At 73.0% G+C, this 20,173-nt stretch carries 17 protein-coding genes; 9 read left to right on the top strand and 8 right to left on the bottom strand.

Going from position 1 to position 20,173, the window contains the following annotated elements; genetic code table 11:
• Positions 1 to 45: 45 nt before the first annotated feature.
• From OG917_RS29680 to OG917_RS29665, 4 genes are all read right to left on the bottom strand, one after another.
• Positions 46 to 1,581, bottom strand: a complete 1,536-nt coding sequence (locus OG917_RS29680) for a SagB family peptide dehydrogenase (RefSeq protein ID WP_443059111.1) — start codon at positions 1,579 to 1,581, stop codon at positions 46 to 48.
• A 171-nt stretch (positions 1,582 to 1,752) separates the two neighbouring features.
• Positions 1,753 to 3,708, bottom strand: coding sequence for a TOMM precursor leader peptide-binding protein (locus tag OG917_RS29675; protein ID WP_443059039.1), 1,956 nt, complete (start codon positions 3,706 to 3,708; stop codon positions 1,753 to 1,755).
• Positions 3,698 to 6,037 (bottom strand): TOMM precursor leader peptide-binding protein, encoded by a 2,340-nt coding sequence (locus OG917_RS29670; RefSeq protein WP_328321407.1) that lies wholly within the window; start codon positions 6,035 to 6,037, stop codon positions 3,698 to 3,700. The genes OG917_RS29675 and OG917_RS29670 overlap by 11 nt, the downstream gene beginning before the upstream one ends.
• A gap of 35 nt (positions 6,038 to 6,072) precedes the next feature.
• Positions 6,073 to 7,161: an AfsR/SARP family transcriptional regulator gene (locus tag OG917_RS29665; protein ID WP_328321405.1), complete on the bottom strand. Its 1,089-nt coding sequence runs from the start codon at positions 7,159 to 7,161 to the stop codon at positions 6,073 to 6,075.
• A gap of 282 nt (positions 7,162 to 7,443) precedes the next feature.
• Between OG917_RS29665 and OG917_RS29660 the strand changes: the two genes are divergently transcribed.
• Positions 7,444 to 7,641 (top strand): hypothetical protein, encoded by a 198-nt coding sequence (locus OG917_RS29660; protein ID WP_328321403.1) that lies wholly within the window; start codon positions 7,444 to 7,446, stop codon positions 7,639 to 7,641.
• Between the two features lie 346 nt (positions 7,642 to 7,987).
• Here the strand turns inward: OG917_RS29660 and OG917_RS29655 are convergent, their stop codons facing one another.
• Entirely contained in the window at positions 7,988 to 9,421 is a 1,434-nt protein-coding gene (locus OG917_RS29655) for a dihydrolipoyl dehydrogenase family protein (protein ID WP_328321401.1), read from the bottom strand.
• Positions 9,422 to 9,538: 117 nt separating this feature from the next.
• Between OG917_RS29655 and trxA the strand changes: the two genes are divergently transcribed.
• Entirely contained in the window at positions 9,539 to 9,904 is a 366-nt protein-coding gene (gene trxA, locus OG917_RS29650; RefSeq protein ID WP_328321399.1) for a thioredoxin, read from the top strand.
• A gap of 85 nt (positions 9,905 to 9,989) precedes the next feature.
• Here the strand turns inward: trxA and OG917_RS29645 are convergent, their stop codons facing one another.
• A complete protein-coding gene (locus OG917_RS29645; protein ID WP_328321397.1) occupies positions 9,990 to 11,174 on the bottom strand; it encodes a thiolase family protein in 1,185 nt (394 codons plus the stop codon).
• Positions 11,175 to 11,293: 119 nt separating this feature from the next.
• Entirely contained in the window at positions 11,294 to 12,346 is a 1,053-nt protein-coding gene (locus tag OG917_RS29640) for a glycosyl hydrolase family 18 protein (RefSeq protein ID WP_328321394.1), read from the bottom strand.
• Positions 12,347 to 12,471: 125 nt separating this feature from the next.
• On the opposite strand from OG917_RS29640, the gene OG917_RS29635 reads away from it, so the two are divergent.
• The 5 genes from OG917_RS29635 (at position 12,472) to egtD (ending at position 17,419) form a co-directional block, all read left to right on the top strand.
• Positions 12,472 to 12,924: a type II toxin-antitoxin system PemK/MazF family toxin gene (locus OG917_RS29635; RefSeq protein ID WP_328321392.1), complete on the top strand. Its 453-nt coding sequence runs from the start codon at positions 12,472 to 12,474 to the stop codon at positions 12,922 to 12,924.
• 214 nt (positions 12,925 to 13,138) lie between these two features.
• On the top strand, positions 13,139 to 14,392 hold the full coding sequence (gene egtA / locus OG917_RS29630; protein ID WP_328321390.1) for an ergothioneine biosynthesis glutamate--cysteine ligase EgtA: 1,254 nt from the start codon (positions 13,139 to 13,141) through the stop codon (positions 14,390 to 14,392).
• A complete protein-coding gene (egtB, locus tag OG917_RS29625) occupies positions 14,389 to 15,690 on the top strand; it encodes an ergothioneine biosynthesis protein EgtB (protein ID WP_328321388.1) in 1,302 nt (433 codons plus the stop codon). The genes egtA and egtB overlap by 4 nt, the downstream gene beginning before the upstream one ends.
• Entirely contained in the window at positions 15,690 to 16,451 is a 762-nt protein-coding gene (gene egtC / locus OG917_RS29620) for an ergothioneine biosynthesis protein EgtC (protein ID WP_328321386.1), read from the top strand. Before egtB ends, egtC begins: the two co-directional genes overlap by 1 nt.
• Positions 16,448 to 17,419 (top strand): L-histidine N(alpha)-methyltransferase, encoded by a 972-nt coding sequence (egtD, locus tag OG917_RS29615; protein ID WP_328321384.1) that lies wholly within the window; start codon positions 16,448 to 16,450, stop codon positions 17,417 to 17,419. The genes egtC and egtD overlap by 4 nt, the downstream gene beginning before the upstream one ends.
• Here the strand turns inward: egtD and OG917_RS29610 are convergent.
• Positions 17,394 to 18,662: an extracellular solute-binding protein gene (locus tag OG917_RS29610; RefSeq protein WP_443059038.1), complete on the bottom strand. Its 1,269-nt coding sequence runs from the start codon at positions 18,660 to 18,662 to the stop codon at positions 17,394 to 17,396. The genes egtD and OG917_RS29610 overlap by 26 nt on opposite strands.
• A 213-nt stretch (positions 18,663 to 18,875) precedes the next feature.
• Between OG917_RS29610 and OG917_RS29605 the strand changes: the two genes are divergently transcribed.
• Positions 18,876 to 19,091: a dodecin gene (locus tag OG917_RS29605; protein ID WP_328321380.1), complete on the top strand. Its 216-nt coding sequence runs from the start codon at positions 18,876 to 18,878 to the stop codon at positions 19,089 to 19,091.
• A 69-nt stretch (positions 19,092 to 19,160) separates the two neighbouring features.
• The gene (locus OG917_RS29600; protein ID WP_328321378.1) at positions 19,161 to 20,162 is read left to right on the top strand and encodes an MsnO8 family LLM class oxidoreductase; all 1,002 of its coding nucleotides are present in this window, start codon (positions 19,161 to 19,163) and stop codon (positions 20,160 to 20,162) included.
• Positions 20,163 to 20,173 lie beyond the last annotated feature (11 nt).

Below are 20,173 nucleotides of genomic sequence, written 5' to 3'. Positions count from 1 at the left end.
GCCGCCGGGCCGGCCGGCGGCTCCGGGACGGGAAGGGGCTGCGGGTCACGGCGCGACGATGTCGTAGCGGTAGTCGGCGGAGCGGGACCGTTCGTGGCCGATCATCATGATCAGCAGCGGGAATTCGCCCCGCTCGGCCAGTCCGAGTTCCTCCTCGAAGGAGACGCTGTCGAAGCCGAGGGCGACTCCGCAGCCGGTGCCGACCGCGGAGGCGGTGGTGTAGACGGCCTGGGCGACGGCGCCGACGACGGCGTTGACCAGGCGGTAGCCGCGGTCGCCGACGGCGTCCAGTACCGCGTGGGTACGGGCCACGGGCACCAGGACGGCGGCGGCCTGCTCCACGTTGTAGTTGGCGAGGAAGTAGTTCCGCTGGAGGAAGGGGCCGTGGTCCCCTGCCTTCATCAACACCAGCTCGCCGCTGTCCCGGTCGTACTCGTAGAGCCCGGCGGGTACGTCGCGGACCTGGTTGACGAAGACGCACAGCCGGGTCAGGGGGGCTCCGCCGGGTGATTCGGCGTCGCTGTCCAGGGTGCCCGCGGCGACCGCGGCCCGCAGTGCGGCGGAGAGCCGGGCCGCGTCGAGCGGCTCGGCGGACGTGAACCGCCCGAAGCTGCTGCGGCGTTCACGCAGCGCCCGGCGCACGGAGACGTCCAGCGGCGGAGGCTCCGGCAGCGCGACCCGGTCGCCGGAAGTGGCGGGCGCGGCGAGGGAGCCGTCCAGGACGCCGGGGGCGGGCCGGTTCGCGGCGCCGTCCAGGGTGGCGGCGTGGATGCGACGCAGGGTCGGGAAGGCCAGCACCCGGTGCGACTTCTCGTCGGGCACCCGCCGTACGGAGGCCCCGGGCGTCGGCCGGGCGGGTACCGCCGGGGCGGCGCCCGCCCAGCGCAGCGGTACGACGGCGAACACACCGTCCTCCTCGGGATCCAGCCCGAGCATCCGGCCGAGCCGGGACTCGTCGAACCAGAAGGCGCTGCCGAGGTGGAGGCCGTGCGCGCGGGCCCACATACGCCAGGTCTGCAGGAGGGCTCCGACGTCCATCGTCACGGCGTGGTAGCAGAAGGAGTTGTACTTGAAAGAGTTCTGCCAGAACGTCACCCCGAGGACGAGGAACTGGTCCGTGCCGGCGGCTTCTTCCAGGCCGCCGAGGGCCGCACGGACCTCCGCGCTCACGTCGCCCGACAGGAGCCGGGTAAGGCGGTGGCGCGGAGTGTCGTAGTAGTGGACGCCCGGCGTCAGGGGTCCGCTCGCCCCGCTGATCCAGTGCACGCCGACGGGGTAGAGGCCGCCGCCGGAGGCGGTGCCGCGGGACCAGTTGGCGTGCGAGTAGAACGGCAGGGAGCCCAGGTCGGTGTTGGCCTGGACGGCGAGGCGGCGACCGGTCAGGCCGTAGGAGTCCCGGAGCATCGCCCCGAGCAGGGGCAGTGTGAACGCCTCGGTGCCGGACCCGCCGAACAGGCCCCGGCCGAGGGTCGCGTCCTCGGCGCAGCCGCCGTCGGGCAGCGGCACGGACTGGGCTCCGGGGAAGAACTTGCCCTTGCGCGGCCGGTCGGACCAGTCGGGGACGAAGTCGGCCGGCTCCATGGGGACGCGTCCCCGCCGCATCACCGCGGTCGCGTACTCATGGGCGTATCTCACGATCACTCCCTCGTTTGCTCGTGCTCGGTGGTGGTGGCCGGCGGCGGCTGAAATGCCGTACGCCGGTGGGTGGATGGTGCGCGTGTCCGGTACGCGCCGGTCGCAGGTGGGGCGGTGTCAGGGGAAGGGGTGCGGGGCCGGGTTGAGGCCGTCCGGCGGCAGGTCGTCGGCGCGCAGTCCGGCCTCGCGCAGCGCGGTGCGGACGCGGGGCATCAGGGGGCCGCGCTGGCGGTTCCAGCCGAAGTCGATCGGGATCAGACCGGGCACCAGGACCTTGACCGTGTGAAGGCCCAGAGCGCGCTGTTCGGCCGCGGTCTGGTCGACCACCACCACGTCGAACCCCCTGGCCACCACGGCCTCGACGCAATGCTGCACGTCCTGGCACAGATCGGCCGCGACGGGAAGGGCGCCGGGTCCGGAGGCGAGTGAGGACAGCGGCACCCGGTCCGCCTCGTCCCGCCCGCGCAGCAGGAAGTCGGTGTACCGGCCCATCTCGGGCAGCCCGTACAGGAGCGGGTGGTCGTGCAGTACGCGCACCTCGTCGAAGTCGTCGGCCATGCGGCGCAGCCGGCGCTCCTCGCGGACGGTACGGCGGCGGAGGTTGACGGAGTCGGTGGCGATCTCGCAGAGCCCGCCGGCGAGCGCCGCCTCCGGGTCGAGGGAGGCTCCCGCGCCGAAGCAGAGCAGCCCGGAGCCGCCGTCGACGCGTTCGGCGACCGCGGTCACCACCGGTACCGGGAAGGTGACACGGGTGTCGAAGAACCGGGCCCGGTAGCCGTACATCGCCAGCCGGTCGACCATGGCACGGGTCTCCGGCCTGGTGCTGCTCGACGGGTCGATCTCGGGCAGGCGGGCCCGGCCGAACCAGGCCAGCAGGAACGCGTCCCGCTCGACGGTCTCCATCAGGCCGTGGTACACGGCCTCGGTGCGACTTCCGCCGGAGGCACAGCCGTTGGAACTCTCCTGGACGAAGCGCCGCCGGATGCCTCCCGGCGCGTGGTAGTACGCCACGATCTCCGGTACGAGGACCGGCCGGTCCTCCCGGAGCGACCAGCCCCACACCCACCGCACCGGGCGGTCCGGGGCGAAGCGGGGTGCGTCCGGATCGGCGGCGTGGAAGGCGTCGGAGTACAGACCGGTGACCCGCGGGTCGACCGCCGTGTCGCCGAGGTCCTCGTAGGCTGCGGTCACCACGGTCCGCTTGGCGCGGGCCCGCATCCCGGCGTACCGCTCAAGGCCCTCCAGCAGCCCCACTCGTACGCTCGCACCGTACGTTCCGGTGTGACCGCCCCAGTAGCAGTCCCGCAGGTAGTCGCCCGAGCGGGTGGTGAACGCACCGACCGTGGAAGAGGTCGAGCCGGAGGCCAGATCGGGTACGACGGAGGGGCCGAGCATCCCGGTGAGGGAGTTGGCGAACGCCTCCGGCACCAGGTCGTAGGCGTCCAGCGGGCGCAGCCGGAAGCTGTCCGGGGCGTACGCGGGGCAGGCGTCCAGGGTGATCCGCGCGCCCTCGGCGGTGTCGTCGGGGCGCGAGCCGCAGGACGGGCACTCGCCGTCCGGCACCAACGGGAACCGGGCGACGCGCAACGTCTCCAGGTCCAGCAGCCAGACCCACGGATGACGGGCGGGGCGCGGCCGCCGGGCCGCAGCCGCGACGAGCGCGGACAGGGCGTCCACCGCGAAGTCGGCCCGCCACGGCGGGGTACCGGTGGCCCGGGTCTCCCCGCCGCGCTCGATGGCGTCGCGCAGGTACCCGGCGCGCACCGACTGCCAGCGACGGGCCAGGCACCTTGCACAGCCCGGACCGCCGTCCGCGCTCACAGGGCCGACCACGGCGTGGTGCCCGTACACCCCCACCGGCACGGCACGGGGCTCCACATCCGTTGCTTCACCGGGCAGTTCGTCACGCAAGCCGAGTGGAACCACCACGGCCGGCGGCATGCCGGGGTGGCGCCCCGCGCGCTCGGCGAGGGCGGCGGTCAGCGCGGCACACACCTCGTCCCACGGCCCGGCGGGCACCGGGTCGCGTGGCAAGGCCCGGTCGGGCGGCGCTGCCACGGTCTCAGCCGGCACGGTTCTCCCCGCGGGTGAGCAGGACGCGCGCCACGTGGATGTGACCGGCGGCGAGGTCGGCGGCGGGCAGTGGCACGGCGAGGGCGTCCCGGCCTGCGGCGGCGAGTGCGTCGAGCACGGCGGCCCAGGTGGTGCCCGTGTCCGGCAGCGCCACTGCGCCCTCGGCGACCAGGGTCGCGGCGTCCAGGTCGTCCCATGCCGGATCGCCGGTGTCGGGACCGTCCGCGGTGCCGGGATCACCCCCGGCGCCGCGCAGTTGCTCCGCGCCGAGCAGGTCGCGCAGGGCCTCCACCGCGGCATCGCGGTACCGCAGACCGCTGCCGACCGCCCAGCGCACCGCGCCGGTCGACGCGTCGGTGAGCCGGGCCAGCGCCACGGGCAGCAGACCGCCGCCGGCCGCGGTGAGGTCGAGGATCTCGACGGTGACGCCGAGGTTGTCCGCCGAACGCAGCAGGAAGAGCCCCTCCGGGTCGGCCGCGAGGGAGGACGCGTCGACGACGGACACCGGGGCACTGCGGCGGACGGCGCCGCGCAGCGCGTCGAGGGCGAGCGCGGTGGCCAGGGCACGCGCGAGCGCGGCCCGCGGGCTGCCGCCGGCGCCGGTGCCGGCCGAGGTCCGCTCGAACAGGCCCAGTTCGTTCCAGCCGCCCAGAGTGCGCACGGCACCCGACGGCACCAGCACGGTCCGTCCGTCGGTCAGGGAGACGGCCTCGCTCCAGTGCGCGACCCGGTCCGCAGGGACGTCGAGACCGCTGGAGACGGCCAGTTCGGCGGGCGCAACGCGCGTCCACTTGGCCGCGGCGGCCTGGAGAGCGGCGTCGTCGAGCACCCGGGGCGGGACGACATGTTCGGCGTAGACCTCCGCGGCGCGGAAGAGGGCGGCGAGACGGGCGCCGGCCACGGTGTGGATGTCGGCGGCGGAGATGCGGCGCTCCTGGCCGGGCGCGATCCCGAGGCGGACCGTGCTCACCTTGAGCGGGGTCTGCTCCCAGTCGTCGTCGGCGAACGCGGTGAACACGCCGACGCGGTCGTGGACGAGAACGTCACGCTCCTCCAGTGCCGCGAGCAGGTTCCGGGCCGCGTCCTCGTCGGCGGCCCCGTCGGCGGGCGCCGCGACGGGCTCGTCCTGCCCGTTCGGCGCTCTCAGCGCGTCGCCGGGGAGGCCGTCCGGCTCGGCGGATCCGGTGTCCTCGGCCGCGCAGTACGGGCAGCGGGGATGCGGCAGCAGCGGCTCGGTCAGCACGTCGAGGGAGTCGAGGTCCTGGACGACGACCTGGTTGCGGGTCTCGGCGGGCAACGCCTCGGTGGTGAGGCGGAACACCTCGAACGCGAGGAGGTTGCCGAGCATGCCGGCCAGCGGTCCCGCGAGGTCGGGTGCGGGGGCGCCGAGCGGAGCGGCGGGACCGACGGAGGCCCACAGTTCCGCGCTGTCGGCGGCGTCGGCCCCCGCACCGAGCCGCAGGGCGGCGCAACACCAGCAGCCGGGGGTGCCGGCGGTCATCACCGGGCCGACGACGGCACGGTCGCCGAAGGTCCAGGCGCCGAGGAGACGGCGGCCCGCGGGCACGCCCTCGGCGAGCAGACGGAGCAGTTGGCGGCGCCCGGCCGCCCCGGTGACCACGACGGTGTCAAAGCTGTCGAGGTCCGGCCAGCCGTACGTCCCGTCGGCGGAACCGGCTCCCCCGGTGTGCGGGGCGGCGGGCGCGGGCAGGCGGACCAGATGCGGGGCGCAGTCCGCTTCGGCGAGGGCGGCGGCCTCCGCGTCGAGGTCGGCCGCACCCTCGACGCCGTGGAGTTCGCGGGAGAGTACGGCGCGCGGCCCTTCGGCGGGTTCGGTGAAGGCGACGGCCTCGCAGCCGTTGCGGAGCAGTCCCAGCGCCGCCCAGCGGGCCAGGGCGTCGTCGCCCAGGACGGCGACCGGGGTGGAGCGGAAACGCAGGAACCGGCCGGGCGCGTCGTCCGCGTAGTGGTCGAGGTAGTCGAGCTGGTGCGCGAAACGCCGCGCGATCTGCGGCGGCACCGTGTCCGCCGAGGGTCTGGACTGGGTGTCCCGGGCGAAGCCACGCGCGTAGAGGGCGCGCACGAGCTGGACGACCATGTCGCGCTGCTTGTCCCCCAGACCGGCGCACAGCTCCTCGACCCGGCGTTCACCGTCGAGGTGGGGCACGATCAGCGTGGCGAAGCGGTAGGCGGACTGGGTGACGACGTTGAACCCGCCGTGGGCGTTGTGGAAGAGCACCCCGGACGGAGTCCGGGTGAACAGGACGTCCCTGCGGATGCGGGGCCGCGACTGGGCGATCTCCTCGTAGGACGCGGGAGCGGTGGCCATGGGGTGCGGAAACCTCCGGAGTGTGGTGGGGACGGTCAGCCGGCGGTCGACGGAGGCAAGTCCGTCGGACCTGGTGGGGCGGCATCCGGCAGGTTGGTGCCGGCCGCCTGGACGAAGAGCCGCAGCAGGTCGTGGACGCGGTAGCGGCCGGACGGGTTCTCTTCCAGCAGCCCGGCGTTGACGAGGGCGCGCAGGACCAGGTTGCCCGGGGCCGGGGGCGACGTCTGTTCGAGGCCGGTCGGCGCCCAGCCGGAAGGGGGCGGCGGTGCGCCGGCGGCCGGCAGCGCGGGGCGCCCGCCGGTCGGTTCGCCGCGCAGGACGGCGCCTTGCAGTTCGCGCAGCGCCTGGCCGGGCTCCACACCCAGCTCCGAGGTCAGGTGTGCCCAGATCCTGCGGTACTCGGCGAGCGCCTCGGCCCGTCTCCCGGACCGGTACAGGGCTTCGATGAGGAGGGCGGACAGCCCCTCGTGCCCGGCGGCGGCCTGGACTGCCTCACGGGCCTCGGCGATCACCTCCCGGTGCCTGCCCAGGCGCAGTTCACCATCGAGGACGCGTTCGACGGCGAGGAGCCGCTCCTCGGCCAGCCGGGGCACATGGTCGCGATGGAGCTCGTCGGAGTGGACGTTGCCGAGGAGCGGGCCCTTCCACAGGCTCAGCGCGGTCCGGCCGAGGCGCAGTGCGGAGTCCGGATCCTCGCTGGCCCGGGCCCGGGCCAGTAACTCGCGGAACCGCAGCAGGTCGAGGGTGTCGGCGTCGGCATGGAGCCGGTAACCGCCGGGAACGGCCTCGATGGCGTGGTCGGCGACGCCGTACTTCACGAAGAGCCGGCGCAGCCGCAGTACGCACGTGTGCAGCGCCGACCGGCCGCCGGCCGGTGGCCGGTTGCCCCACACCGCGCGCTGGAGCAGATCGCCGGAGACGAAGACGCCGGGATGCAGCAGCAGCGCGGCGAGCAGCGAAGCCGGCTTGGAGGGCTGCAGGACGACCGTCTCCCGGCCGTCGGTGATGGCCAGCAGCCCGAGCACCAGGAACCGGGGACGGCTGGTGGCCACCGCTGTGGCCGTCAGTTCGGGAAGCGCGCCGTCGGGCGCGGGGGCACCGGTCTTCACCACAGCCTTTCGCATCGCACGTTTGGTGGGCTTGATCCGCCAAGGGCCGTACAGGGCAGTGCTGTTACGTGGTGCTGAGATGCGCGACTGGCGCAACTTCCGTGCCGAGTGGTGAACTTAGGTTCGATCAGGCCATCGCGTCCAGTGGTCGTCGCGAAACAGATGGTTATATCTGAGGTCGTCGATGCTTGGTGATGTCCGTCCGTTGACGGGGTTTTGGCGGGCGGCCGGCCGGGGCATAGGGTCCCGGGGAGAGCGCGGCAGGATCCTCGTACGCCGCGCCCAGGGGGAGGGTTCATGCAGTGGTGGGTGTTGATCCCGGTCGTCTCGATGATCACCGGGCCCGCGGCCCTGTACCTCATGACCCGGCGCAAGCGCCGGTCGGAGGGCTCCGGCGAGCACGAAGAACTTTCGCGGAAGTACACCGCGCTGCTTGAGGATTCCACTTCGGGCGAACTGCCCAACGGCCGCGGGCGTTACCCGGATACACACTGACCTCCGGCGCACACACACGGGAACACAGCCCGCCGACGAGCGGACGATGCGATTCCGGGCGCGCGGCGGCGGTTCTCCCCCGCGCCCCCCGAACAGGATGCGGTGAACTGTCCGCGCTCCGTCCCCGGAACCAGCATCGTTTCCGGGCAGCACGACAAGGGACCCGCTTCGGCTCCTGGGCAGGACCCGCAACAGATCAAGGACGTCACCGGGCAGTACCCGGGCCTGTGGGGCGGCGACCTGATGTCAGGCGCCGGACCCCGACGAGGCACCGGTTACACCCGTCGCAGAGACGTTCGATCATGTCTCGATCCACACGATGCGGTGTGATCTCCGCCGTTTGTACTTAACCCCGGTAGGTCTCCAGCAGCCGCAGCCACACCTCGCTGATGGTCGGATACGCCGGGACCGCGTGCCAGAGCCGCTCGACGGGGACCTCCCCCGCGACCGCGACCGAGGCCGAGTGGATCAGCTCGCTCACCCCCGGGCCCACGAACGTGGCGCCCACCAGGACCTCGCGGTCGAGATCGACGACCATACGGGCCCGGCCCCGGTAGCCGTCGGCGTAGAGCCCCGCGCCCGCGACGCCCGCCATGTCGTAGTCCACCGCCCTGACCCGGTACCCGGCGCTCTCCGCCTCGGCGAGGGTGAGACCTGCCGACGCCGCCTCCGGGTCCGTGAAGACCACCTGGGAGACGGCGGCGTGGTCGGCGGTCGCGGCGTGGGCGCCCCACCGGTCGGTCTCCAGGAGCGGGACCCCCTGGGCCCGTGCGGTGATCGCGGCGCCCGCGATACGGGCCTGGTACTTGCCCTGATGGGTCAGGAGCGCGCGGTGGTTGACATCGCCCACGGCGTAGAGCCAGTCGCTGCCCTCGACCCGGCAGCTGTCGTCCACGGTGAGCCAGGAGCCCGCGGTCAGCCCCACCGCTTCCAGGCCGATGTCGTCGGTGCGCGGGGCGCGGCCGGTGGCGACGAGGATCTCGTCCGCCTCGATCCGCTCGCCGTCCTCCAGCACCACGGTCACCGGTCCCCCGCCCCGCTCGACCGAGGCCGCGGAGGTGTGGAAGCGGAGGTCGGCCCCCGCCTCCTTGAGCGCCGATGCGACCAGCTCACCCGCGAAGGGCTCCATCCGCGGCAGCAGTCCGCCGCCGCGCACCAGCATCGTCACGCGGGAGCCGAGCGCCTGCCAGACAGTGGCCATCTCGGCGGCCACCACTCCCCCGCCAACGACCACCAGCCGCCCCGGGACCTCCCGCGCACTGGTCGCCTCGCGGCTGGTCCAGGGGCGGGCCCCGGCCAGTCCGGGTACCTCGGGTACGACCGCGCGGGTGCCCGTGCACACGGCGACCGCGTGCCGCGCGGTCAGCTGCCGCTGCTCGCCGGCGGGACCGGTGACGACGACCGTCCTGGTGCCGGTGAGCCGCCCCTGGCCGCGGTAGAGGTCGACTCCGATGTCCTCCAGCCAGCTGACCTGGCCGTCGTCCTTCCAGTGCGAGGTGTACTCGTCACGGTGGGCGAACACCTCCGCCGCGTCGAGGGGGCCCTGGACGGCCCCGCGCAGCCCGGGCACCCTGCGGGCGTCGGCGCGCGCCGTCACCGGGCGCAGCAGCGCCTTGCTCGGCATGCACGCCCAGTACGAACACTCGCCGCCGACCAGTTCGCTCTCGACCACCGCCGCGCTCAGGCCTCCCGCACGGGCGCGGTCAGCCACGTTCTCGCCGACCGGACCCGCTCCGATCACCACTACGTCGTACGCCGTGTTCTCCATGCCATCGGTCATGGTGGCCAGTCTGGTACGGGGTGTGCCGTGCGGCCACATGGGCAGTCGGAATAGGACAGCGAACACCACGGTTGACGCGGGCGAAAACACCGGTCAGCCAGGAGAGGCGGGCACAGCATGAGCACGGTCGAGCTCACCAAGGAAAACTTCGACGACGTCGTGACCGACAACGACTTCGTCCTCATCGATTTCTGGGCTTCCTGGTGCGGGCCGTGCCGTCAGTTCGCCCCGGTCTACGAGGGCGCGTCCGAGCGGCACGAGGATCTCGTCTTCGCGAAGGTCGACACGGAGGCCCAGCAGGAGCTGGCGGCTGCCTTCGAGATCCGCTCCATCCCCACCCTGATGATCGTGCGGGACAATGTCGCGGTCTTCTCGCAGCCGGGCGCTCTGCCGGAGGCCGCCCTGGAGGACGTGATCGGACAGGCCCGCGCGCTGGACATGGACGAGGTCCGCAAGTCCGTGGAGAACGAGAAGGAGGCCTGAGGCCTCCGTCCCCATCCGGCCGGGGTCCGCCGGGAGGCACTGCCTGCCCGCCGGAACCCGGCCGGATCTTTCTCTGCCCCGCGGGTCAGCGTTCGAGTACGAGCGCGAGCCCCTGGCCGACGCCGATGCAGAGGGCCGCCAGACCGGTGCCCGAGCCGGCCGCGGCCAGCTGGTGGGCGACGGATCCCGCCAGGCGTGCGCCCGACGCACCGAGCGGATGGCCGATCGCGATGGCGCCGCCGCGCGGGTTCACGACGGCCGGGTCGAGATCCGGCCATTCGGCGAGGCAGCCGAGCGACTGGGCTGCGAACGCCTCGTTCAGCTCGAAGGTGGTGAGGTCGGCGAACCCCTTGCCCGCCTTGGCGAGGGCCCGCCGGACGGCTTCGACGGGGCCGAGTCCGAAGAGCTGCGGCTCGACACCGGTCACCGCGGATGCCCGGATGCGGGCGAGCGGTTCCCGCCCGGTGGCCCGCAGCCCCTCGTCATCGACCAGCAGCAGGGCCGAGGCGCCGTCGTTGAGCGGCGAGGCGTTGCCCGCGGTGACGGTGCCGCCCTCACGGAAGACGGGCTTGAGGCGGGCGAGCGCCTCCATGCTCGATCCGGCACGGATGCACTCGTCCCGTACGAGGTCGGTTCCTTCGTACGGCACGACCTCCCCGTCGTAGTGGCCCGCGTCCCAGGCCGCGGCGGCCTTCGCGTGGCTGGCCAGGGCGAAGGCGTCCTGCTGCTCCCGGCTGATGCCGTGCTTGTCGGCGATGAGTTCGGCGCCCTCGCCGAGCGGCACGGTCCACTCGTCCGGCATCCGGGGATTGGTCATCCGCCAGCCGAGCGTGGTGGAGTGCAGCTGCTGGTGGCCGGCCGGGAAGGCGCGTTCGGGTTTCTGCAGGACCCAGGGCGCGCGCGACATCGATTCGACGCCGCCCGCCACGGCCACCGACGCGTCGCCCACCGCGATGGCGCGCGCCGCCTGGATGACCGCTTCGAGCCCCGAGCCGCAGAGCCGGTTGACGGTGACACCGGGGACCGAGACCGGAAGACCGGCCAGCAGCACCGCCATCCTGGCCACATCGCGGTTGTCCTCGCCCGCGCCGTTGGCGTCCCCGAAGTACACGTCGTCGATACGGGACGGGTCGAGGCCGGGAGTGCGCGCCACGAGCGACCTGACGACGTGCGCCGCCAGGTCGTCGGGGCGGACCCCGGAGAGGGCCCCCGCGAATTTCCCGACCGGCGTACGGACTGCGTCGACGATGTGGACGTCGCGGATACGCATCGCACCTCTCCCCTGCCACCCGGACGTTCGCCAGGTGAACAATCGTTCATGACGAGTTACCGCCCGAGTCTCTGCCCGCCCCCTCTCCCTGTCAACGCCTGCCCTTCAGCGTCTCCCGGTCACCGCCGTGCCAGCACTTTCCAGAGGCCCGGGTCCTCGAAACCGAGCGCCCAGAGGGAGGTGCCGCGCACCCCGTACTTGCGCAGGGCGGCCAGCTGCGCGGAGGCACCCCGCGCGTCCTGGTACCAGACGGCCCGGGGCTCGTCCCCGTCGCGGTACGTGAAGTGCGGGCTGCCCGAAGCCCGGTCGAGCGCATAGGGCGCGCCCACCCTGCGGCGCAGCGCCTCCGCCTGCTTCCAGGTCACGTGCCGCGCCGAGCGGCTGCCGTCGGCCGGCCAGTCCCAGCCGTAGCCGGGCAGGGCCATCTCGATCCTGGCCGCCGGTACGAGCGCGGTGGCCCGGCGCAGGATCTCGTCGTACCAGGCCGTGGTGGAGAGGGGACCGGGCGGGCCGCCCGACCAGTGCAGGTCGTACGCCATGATCCGCATCCGGTCGGCGGCCCGGCCGATCGCGGCGTAGTCCCAGATCCGGCCCGTGGTGGCGGTCTGGGGCGAAACGGTGACGACGCACTGCTTGGCCACGGCGTGCAGCTTCGCGCAGAGACCGGTGACGAAGGCCGCGTAGGCCGCCCGCACCTTCGGGTAGTCGGGTGTGGCGGTGGTCGCGATGGTCTCGTAGTCGAGGTCGACGCCGTCGTATCCGTGGCTCTGCGCGAGCCGGACCAGGGCCTCGGTGTGCGCGGTGCGCAGCGCGGGGGTGGTGAGGATGTGCGCCAGATCGCCCGGCTTCATCGTGTCCATGTCCATGACGGTGGGCACGACGCGGATACCGGCCCGGTGCAGTCCTTCGATGATGCGGGTGTCGCCCGCGCCGGGGTGCCCCTCGATGCGGTCCGCGGCGGCGGCCTTGTACCAGAAGGGGCTGACGGTGTGCAGCTGGCCCGCGTGGCTCAGCGCGTCCTGGTAGCCGGTCTCCTCGTCCCAGTAGGGAAGCCAGGCCGAAGAGGTGCGCTGGAGGTCCCCGCTGTCCGGCGCGCCGGGCGGGCCGGACGCGGCGGCGGTCGCGGCGGTCGCGGGGAGCACCGCCGCCAGGAGACAGACAAGACCGGCCACCGAACGGGCTGTACGGGATCTTCGGGATGTACCGGATGTACGCGTAGTGATCATGGGCAGAGAGTGACGGGGCTTGCGGGGTCCCGCCCTGCGGGGTGCTCCGTCCAGGTTCTAACGTGACCCGGATGACGACGTATCAGAGTGACCACGGAGCACTTCCCGGCAGCTCGGGCCCCAGCGCGACGACGGAGACCGAACCCCGCGGCATCGGTCCCGTCAGGACCTCGTACGCCCCCGCTCACGACGGGGCTCCCGACCCCGGCGAAATCGTCTGGACCTGGGTGCCCTACGAGGAGAACGACGGGCGCGGCAAGGACCGGCCGGTCCTGGTGGTGGCGAGGGAGGAGGCGGGCACACTGCTCGCCGTACGCCTCTCCAGCAAGCCGCACGACCGGGACCGGGAGTGGCTGGCGATCGGGGCCGGGCCGTGGGACCGCGAGGGGCGCGAGTCCTGGGTGGACCTGGACCGGGTGCTGCGGGTGCACGAGGACGGGATGCGGCGCGAGGCCTGCGCGCTCGACCGGCCGCGGTTCGACGCCGTCGTGGAGCGGCTCAGGGAACGGTACGGCTGGCGCTGACCCCGCGACAGCGTGGCAGGGGCCCCGGGTGGCCGAGCGGACCCCGGCGGGCTGCGGCGCGGCCGTGGAGGCACCGCAGACTCCCGGCCAACGGCGTTTCCGGCCGCGCGGGGCGCTCTTGTGCGGACCGCCGGCAGTGGCTTAGGTGGGACGGAACGTTTTCCGGAAGGCACCGGACAACGGCGGAAGGTATCTTCGCCCCGAGGAGCCGATCATGACCATGCCGCTGCTGACCGAGGTGGACGCGGAGCGCCTGCTCCGATGTATCTGCTTCAAGACAGGACCGCCCCGTACGGTCGGTGTCGAGCTCGAATGGCTCGTGCACGACCTGGAGCGCCCCGACTCGCCGGTGTCCGAGGACCGGATCGGGCGGGCGCAGACCGCAGTGCGTGCGCTGCCGCTCGTCTCGGTGCTCACCTTCGAGCCCGGCGGGCAGCTGGAGCTCAGCTCGCTGCCCGCCACATCGCTGTCCGAGTGCGTCGGGACCATGTCCGCGGACCTGAGCGCGGTGCGCGGTGCGCTGCGCGGCGAGGGGCTGGTACTCACCGGCCTCGGCCAGGACCCCTGGCACCCGCCGCGCAGGCTGCTGCGCGAACCGCGGTACGACGCGATGGAGCTGTACCTGGACCGGCACGGGAGTGCGGGCCGCTCCATGATGTGCGGCTCGGCCTCCATCCAGGTCTGCCTGGACGCGGGCCACGACGAGCCGGGTCCGCTGGGATACGGCCGGCGCTGGAAGCTGGCGCATCTGCTGGGCGCGGTGCTGGTGGCCGCCTTCGCCAACTCCCCGCACCGCCAGCGCCGCACCACCGGCTGGGTCTCCACCCGGCAGTCCCAGTGGGCCGACCTCGACCCGGTGCGCTCGCTGGCGCCGGAGGACGGCCCCGAGCCCCGGGACGCCTGGGCCGCTCATGTCCTGGACGCCCCGGTGATGTGCATCCGGGCCGACGAGGGTCCCTGGCCCGTCCCGGATGACCTGACGTTCCGCCAGTGGCTGCGGACCGGCCTGCCCCGGCCGCCGGACCGCGAGGACCTCGACTACCACCTGACCACGCTCTTCCCTCCGGTGCGGCCGCGCGGCCATCTCGAACTGCGCATGATCGACGCGCAGGCCGGTGAGGACGGCTGGATGGTGCCGCTCGCGGTGACCATGGCGCTCTTCGACGATCCGGCTGCCGCGGAGACCGTGTACCGCGCCGTCAAGCCCCTGGCGGAGACCGCGGGCGGGGCCCGCGCGCCCCGCAATCCGCTCTGGGAGACCGCCGCACGTTCCGGCCTCGCCGATCCCGAGCTGCGCGCCGCCGCTGCGGTCTGCTTCGCCGCCGCGCAGGAGGCACTCCCCCGGCTCGGCGCGTCCGCCGCCGTGCAGGAAGCAGTCGCCGCTTTCGATGCCCGCTATGTCGCACGAGGCCGATGTCCCGCCGACGACCTGCTGGATCCCGGCCCCGGGAAGGAGCACCACTCATGACCGCCGACCCCACTGCCGTGCGACGCAGCGCACTCGATGCCCTCACCGCGGCGCGCGAGCGCACCAGCGCTCTGACGGACTGCGTCGAGGACAGCGAACTCACCGCACAGCACTCACCCTTGATGTCCCCGCTCGTCTGGGACCTGGCGCACATCTCCAACCAGGAGGAGCAGTGGCTCCTGCGGGCGGTCGCGGGCCGCGAGGCGATGCGCCCCGAGATCGACTCGGTCTACGACGCCTTCGAGCACCCGCGGGCCACCCGCCCGTCACTGCCGCTGCTGCCGCCCGCCGAGGCACGCCGCTACGCGTCGGAGGTACGCGGCCGGGTCGTCGACGTACTGGAGAGCACCCCGCTGCACGGGCGGCCGCTGGTCGACGCGGGTTTCGCCTTCGGGATGATCGCCCAGCACGAGCAGCAGCACGACGAGACCATGCTCATCACCCACCAGCTGCGCAGCGGCCCCGTCGCGCTCACCGCCCCCGCTCCCCCGCGCACCGACAGCGCCGGCCTCCCGGACGAGATCCTCGTCCCCGGCGGCCCGTTCACCATGGGCACGTCGGACGAGCCTTGGGCGCTCGACAACGAACGGCCCGCCCACCAGCGGCTCGTACCGGCCTTCCACATCGACACCACCCCGGTCACCAACGGCGCCTTCCTGCGGTTCGTCGAGGACGGCGGCTACCGCGACGAGCGGTGGTGGGCGGAGCAGGGGTGGGACCTGGTCCGCGGGCACGAGCTGAGTGCGCCGCTGTTCTGGCGCCGCGAGGGCGGCCAGTGGCTGCGGCGCCGCTTCGGCGCCGTGGAGCCCGTGGCGCCCGGCGAACCGGTGCTCCATGTGAGCTGGTACGAGGCGGACGCCTATGCCCGCTGGGCGGGACGGCGGCTGCCGTCCGAGGCCGAGTGGGAGAAGGCCGCGCGCCACGACCCCGCGACCGGCCGTACGCACCGCTACCCGTGGGGCGACGCGGACCCCACGCCCGAACGGGCGAACCTGGGCCAGCGCCACCTCGGCCCCGCCCCGGCGGGCAGCTATCCGGAGGGCGAATCACCTCTCGGTGTGCGGCAGCTGATCGGTGATGTGTGGGAGTGGACGTCCAGCGACTTCCTCCCCTATCCCGGCTTCGCAGCCTTCCCCTACCGCGAGTACTCGGAAGTGTTCTTCGGCCCGGACCACAAGGTGCTGCGCGGCGGTGCGTTCTCCGTCGGCGAGGTGGCCTGCCGGGCGACCTTCCGTAACTGGGACCTCCCGGTGCGGCGCCAGATCTTCGCCGGTTTCCGGACTGCGAGGGATGCCTGATGTGCCGCCATATTGCCTTCATCGGACCGGCTGAACCGCTCGGCGATGTGCTGGTGCGGCCCCGCCACTCGCTGGTCCGCCAGTCCTGGGAGCCGCGCAGGCAGCGCAACGGGACGGTCAACGCCGACGGGTTCGGCGTCGGCTGGTACGCCGATGACGACCCGGTGCCGGCACGCTACCGCCGCGCGGGGCCGGTCTGGGCCGACCTCTCCTTCGCCGATCTCGCCCGGGTGGTACGGAGCGGGGCAGCCCTTGCGGCGGTCCGTGACGCGACCGGGGCGGGCGCCGACGGCGAAGCCGCCGCCGCGCCGTTCGCGGACGGTCCCTGGCTGTTCAGCCACAACGGCGCGGTCAGGGACTGGCCGGTGAGCGCGGCGCCGCTCGCCGCCACTCTTCCGGCGGTCGAACTGCTCGGGATGGCCGCGCGCTGCGACTCCGCCCTGGTGTGGGCGCTCGTCCTGCACCGGCTGCGGGAGGGCGACCCGCTCGGCCAGGCGCTGGCCGACACCGTCACCGACTTCGCGGCGGCCGCGCCCGGTTCGCGGCTCAACCTGCTGCTGACCGACGGGGCCGCCATCGCCGCCACCACCTGGGGCGACTCCCTCTGGTACCTCACCGGGCCCGGTACGGACGGCCGCACGGTCGTCGCGTCGGAGCCGTACGACGACAGCCCCGGCTGGCGGGAAGTCCCGGACCGCACCCTGCTGGTGGCGACCCGCACCGATGTCCAGCTGACCCCACTCAAGGAGCCCACGGCGTGAGTCCCTTCCAGCTGACCCGCACCCTGCCCGAGAACGCGACGGACGCCGCACTGCGCGCGGACGTGCGCCAGGGGCTGACCCGTACACCCAAGACGCTTCCGCCCAAGTGGTTCTACGACGCGCGGGGCAGTGAGCTCTTCGAGGAGATCACCGCGCTGCCCGAGTACTACCCGACCCGCGCGGAGCGGGAGATCCTGGTCGCCCGCGCGGACGACATCGCGGAGGCCACCCGCGCACGCACCCTGATCGAGCTGGGTTCGGGGTCGTCGGAGAAGACCCGGCATCTGCTCGACGCGCTGCCCGGGCTGATCAGTTACATCCCGGTGGACGTGAGCGGGACCGCGCTCACCGCGGCGGCGGACGCCCTGCTCGCCGAGCGGCCGCAGCTCGCCGTGCACGCGCTGATCGCGGACTTCACCCGCGAGCTGGCGCTGCCGGCCTCGCCAGGCCCCCGGCTCGTCGTCTTCCTGGGCGGCACCATCGGGAATCTGCTGCCCCCCGAGCGCGCCGGGTTCCTCAGGTCCGTACGCGACCTGCTCCAGCCGGGCGACCATCTGCTGCTGGGCACCGACCTGGTGAAGGACGAGAGTGTTCTGGTCCCCGCCTACGACGACGCCACCGGTGTCACAGCGGCGTTCAACAAGAACGTGCTGAGCGTCATCGCCCGGGAGCTGGGGGCGGACTTCGACCCGGCCGACTTCGACCATGTAGCGGTGTGGGACCGCGAGAACGAGTGGATCGAGATGCGGCTGCGGGCACGCAGAGCCTTCACCGTCAAGATCCCCGAGCTGCAACTGGTGGTGCCCTTCGCGGCGGGCGAGGAGATCCGGACGGAGGTGTCGGCCAAGTTCCGCCAGGAGCGGGTCCGCACCGAACTGGACGCGGCAGGACTGTCGCTGCACCACTGGTGGACCGATCCCGACGGACGGTTCGCGCTGTCGCTCAGCGGTCCACCAGCTCGTCCGTGAGGAGCTTCGACGCCTTCCTGGCCGCCGTAGCGGCGTCCTCCCCGGTGAGCACGTCGGTCATATAGGGCTTGATCGGGTTGTCCGCCTCGACCGCCGCCCAGCGCGGCGAGTTCGGGGTGGCCCGCCCGCGCGCCGCGCCCGCGGCCATCGCGGCAGTGCCCTCCTCGCCCTTCACCACGCCTGCGAGCGTGGTCTTGTTGGGGACGTAGCTCATGGTCCTGGCCAGCTCGGTCTGCCACTTGCGTCCGGCCAGGGCCTCGACCACCGTGACGGCCGCGTCACCGTGGCGGGCCTTGTCGGGGATGATCAGGTCGGAGCCGCCGGTGAACACCGCCGACGGTCTGGCCGCTGTCCTGCCGGGGATCGGGAAGAAGCCGAGCCTGCCCTTGAGCTGCGGATTGCTCTTCAGGATGGTCTGTGCCGTGCCGGGCACGGCGACGATCTGTGCGACATCCCCGCCCGCGAACACGTCGGCCTGCTGCGGATGGGCCTCGTCCGAGTTCTTCGGACCCCGGCCGAGCCCCTGGAGCTCCTTGTAGAAGTCCATGCCCCTGATGGCCGCCGGGCTGTCGAGGGCACCGGTGTAGTTGCCGCCCGCCTCCTCGGCGAGTTCGCCGCCCTCGTCCCAGATGAAACCGGAGAGGGTGTACCAGTCCTGTCCGGCCAGGTAGATCCCCTGCCGGCCGCCCCCGTTCAGCTTCTCGGTGTCCGTGATCCACTGCGCGCGGGTCCGCGGCGGCTCGGTGATCCCGGCGTCCCTGAACAGGTCCTTGTTGTAGATGACGACCCGGTTGGCCGCGTACCAGGGGATGCCGTACTGCGCGCCGTTGATGCTCCCGGGATCGGCGAGACCGGGCAGCCAGTCCTTGCTCCCGAGGTCACGGACCGATTCGAGGGTGAGGTCGCGCAGCCCGCCGCTCTGCGCGTACATGGCCACCTGGGTGTTGCCGACCTCGATCAGGTCGGGGCCGTCGCCCGACCGGAGCGCCCCTGTGACCTTGGCGCCGATTCCGCCCCACTCCTGGATCCGCACGTCGAGCCTGATGTTCTTGTGCTCGCTCTCGAACTGCCGGGTGAAGCGCTGGACGAACCCGTCGGACGCGCTGTCCTTCATCAGCCACACCGTGACGGTGGTGGCGCTGTCGCCCGTGCCAGGCAGGTACCCACAGCCGGTGAGCGTGGTCGCGGCGAGTGCGGTGGCGGCGAGCAGAGCGGTACAGCGCGGTCCGGGGCGGTTCTTCACGGAGGTCACCTCTGTCGTAAGGACACGGCAGTTCATGACCCGACGTGGGGGAAGCGCAGACGGCTTGAACGGGTTGGCTGGATTTTGGTACAGACCAATCCCCCAGGTCAAGCCCGCGGGTACCCGCTGCCCGGCCGCGGGGGTGGCGACCGGCGCCGCGCGGAGTACGCCTCCGTACGGCACCGTGGAGGGAGGCGACGAAAGGAGCAGGTCATGTCGGACCACACCTACCGGGTGACCGAGATCGTCGGCACCTCGCACGAGGGCGTCGACCAGGCCATCCGCAACGGCCTGGCCCGCGCGGCCACGACGATCCGGGGACTCGACTGGTTCGAGGTCACCCAGGTGCGCGGACAGATCGTGGACGGACAGCCCGAGCACTACCAGGTCGGCCTGAAGGTCGGCTTCCGGCTGGAGGACGAGGGGTGACCAGGCCCGCTCCCCCGCCTCCGGGAACACCCCGGGGAATGCCCGACCGACCCGGACGTTGACACCGTCGTGAGCTCTGCGATCTCCTCGACCCCCTTCTCCGTACTGGACCGCTCCCGCACCCGTGAGGGAAGCGACGGCCCCGCGGCCCTGCGCGACACCGTGCGCTTCGCCCAGCAGGCCGAGGCTCTCGGCTACCACCGGTTCTGGGTCTCGGAGCACCACAGCGTGCCGGGCGTCGCGGGCTCCGCGCCCACCGTGCTCGCCGCGGCCGTCGCGGCGGCCACCTCCGTGATCCGGGTGGGCACCGGCGGCGTGATGCTGCCCAACCACCGGCCACTCGTCGTGGCCGAGCAGTTCGGGGTGCTCGAAGCGCTCTTCCCCGGCCGGATCGACATGGGACTGGGGCGGTCGGTCGGGTTCACCGACGGCATCCGCCGGGCCCTGGGACATGGCAGGCAGGACGCGGAGGACTTCGCCGCCCAGGTGGCGGAGCTCCTGGGCTACTTCTCCGGCGACCAGACCGCACACCCCCAGGTCCACGCCCACCCGGCCGAGGGGCTGCGGCCGCCCGCCTTCGTCCTGGCGACGGGCGCCGGAGCCCGGACGGCTGCCGCGGCCGGGCTGCCGCTGGTGATCGGCGCGGTGAAGGGCGAGGACGAGATGCTGCGCGCCGTGGACGGATACCGCGCCGCGTTCCGCCCATCGGCCTGGGGCGAGCGGCCGTACGTCGTACTCTCGGGCACCGTCGCGGTGGCGCCCACCACCGAGGAGGCCCGCCGGATCCTGCTGCCCGAGGCCTGGTCCACGGCCTACTCGCGCACCCACGGCACCTTCCCGCCGCTCGCGCCCGCCGAGCGGATCGCCGGGCTGCGGATGACCGGACGGGAGCGGACCCTCTTCGAAGAGGCGCACCGAGGCCAGCTGCACGGCACCGAGGACGAGGTGGCGGAGGGCCTGGAGAAGGTGCTGAGTCGCAGCGGCGCGGACGAGTTCCTGGTCACGACCAGCACGTACGACCGCACGGCGCTGCTCGACTCCTACCGGCGGCTGGCACGGATCACCGGCTGAACCGTCCGGCC

The sequence above is a fragment of the Streptomyces sp. NBC_00388 genome (genome assembly GCF_036061255.1).
GTDB lineage: Bacteria > Actinomycetota > Actinomycetes > Streptomycetales > Streptomycetaceae > Streptomyces.
Note: the sequence above shows the minus strand (reverse complement) of the source record. Positions and strands in the feature narration are given on the sequence as shown.

Excerpts from the sequence above, each read along its gene's own strand:
- OG917_RS29680 (WP_443059111.1), bottom strand. The coding sequence starts at position 1,581 with ATGGAGCCGGCCGACTTCGTCCCCGACTGGTCCGACCGGCCGCGCAAG.
- OG917_RS29670 (WP_328321407.1), bottom strand. The coding sequence starts at position 6,037 with ATGGCCACCGCTCCCGCGTCCTACGAGGAGATCGCCCAGTCGCGGCCC.
- OG917_RS29665 (WP_328321405.1), bottom strand. The coding sequence starts at position 7,161 with ATGCGAAAGGCTGTGGTGAAGACCGGTGCCCCCGCGCCCGACGGCGCG.
- OG917_RS29660 (WP_328321403.1), top strand. The coding sequence starts at position 7,444 with ATGCAGTGGTGGGTGTTGATCCCGGTCGTCTCGATGATCACCGGGCCC.
- OG917_RS29655 (WP_328321401.1), bottom strand. The coding sequence starts at position 9,421 with ATGACCGATGGCATGGAGAACACGGCGTACGACGTAGTGGTGATCGGA.
- trxA (WP_328321399.1), top strand. The coding sequence starts at position 9,539 with ATGAGCACGGTCGAGCTCACCAAGGAAAACTTCGACGACGTCGTGACC.
- OG917_RS29645 (WP_328321397.1), bottom strand. The coding sequence starts at position 11,174 with ATGCGTATCCGCGACGTCCACATCGTCGACGCAGTCCGTACGCCGGTC.
- OG917_RS29635 (WP_328321392.1), top strand. The coding sequence starts at position 12,472 with ATGACGACGTATCAGAGTGACCACGGAGCACTTCCCGGCAGCTCGGGC.
- egtA (WP_328321390.1), top strand. The coding sequence starts at position 13,139 with ATGACCATGCCGCTGCTGACCGAGGTGGACGCGGAGCGCCTGCTCCGA.
- egtB (WP_328321388.1), top strand. The coding sequence starts at position 14,389 with ATGACCGCCGACCCCACTGCCGTGCGACGCAGCGCACTCGATGCCCTC.
- egtC (WP_328321386.1), top strand. The coding sequence starts at position 15,690 with ATGTGCCGCCATATTGCCTTCATCGGACCGGCTGAACCGCTCGGCGAT.
- OG917_RS29605 (WP_328321380.1), top strand. The coding sequence starts at position 18,876 with ATGTCGGACCACACCTACCGGGTGACCGAGATCGTCGGCACCTCGCAC.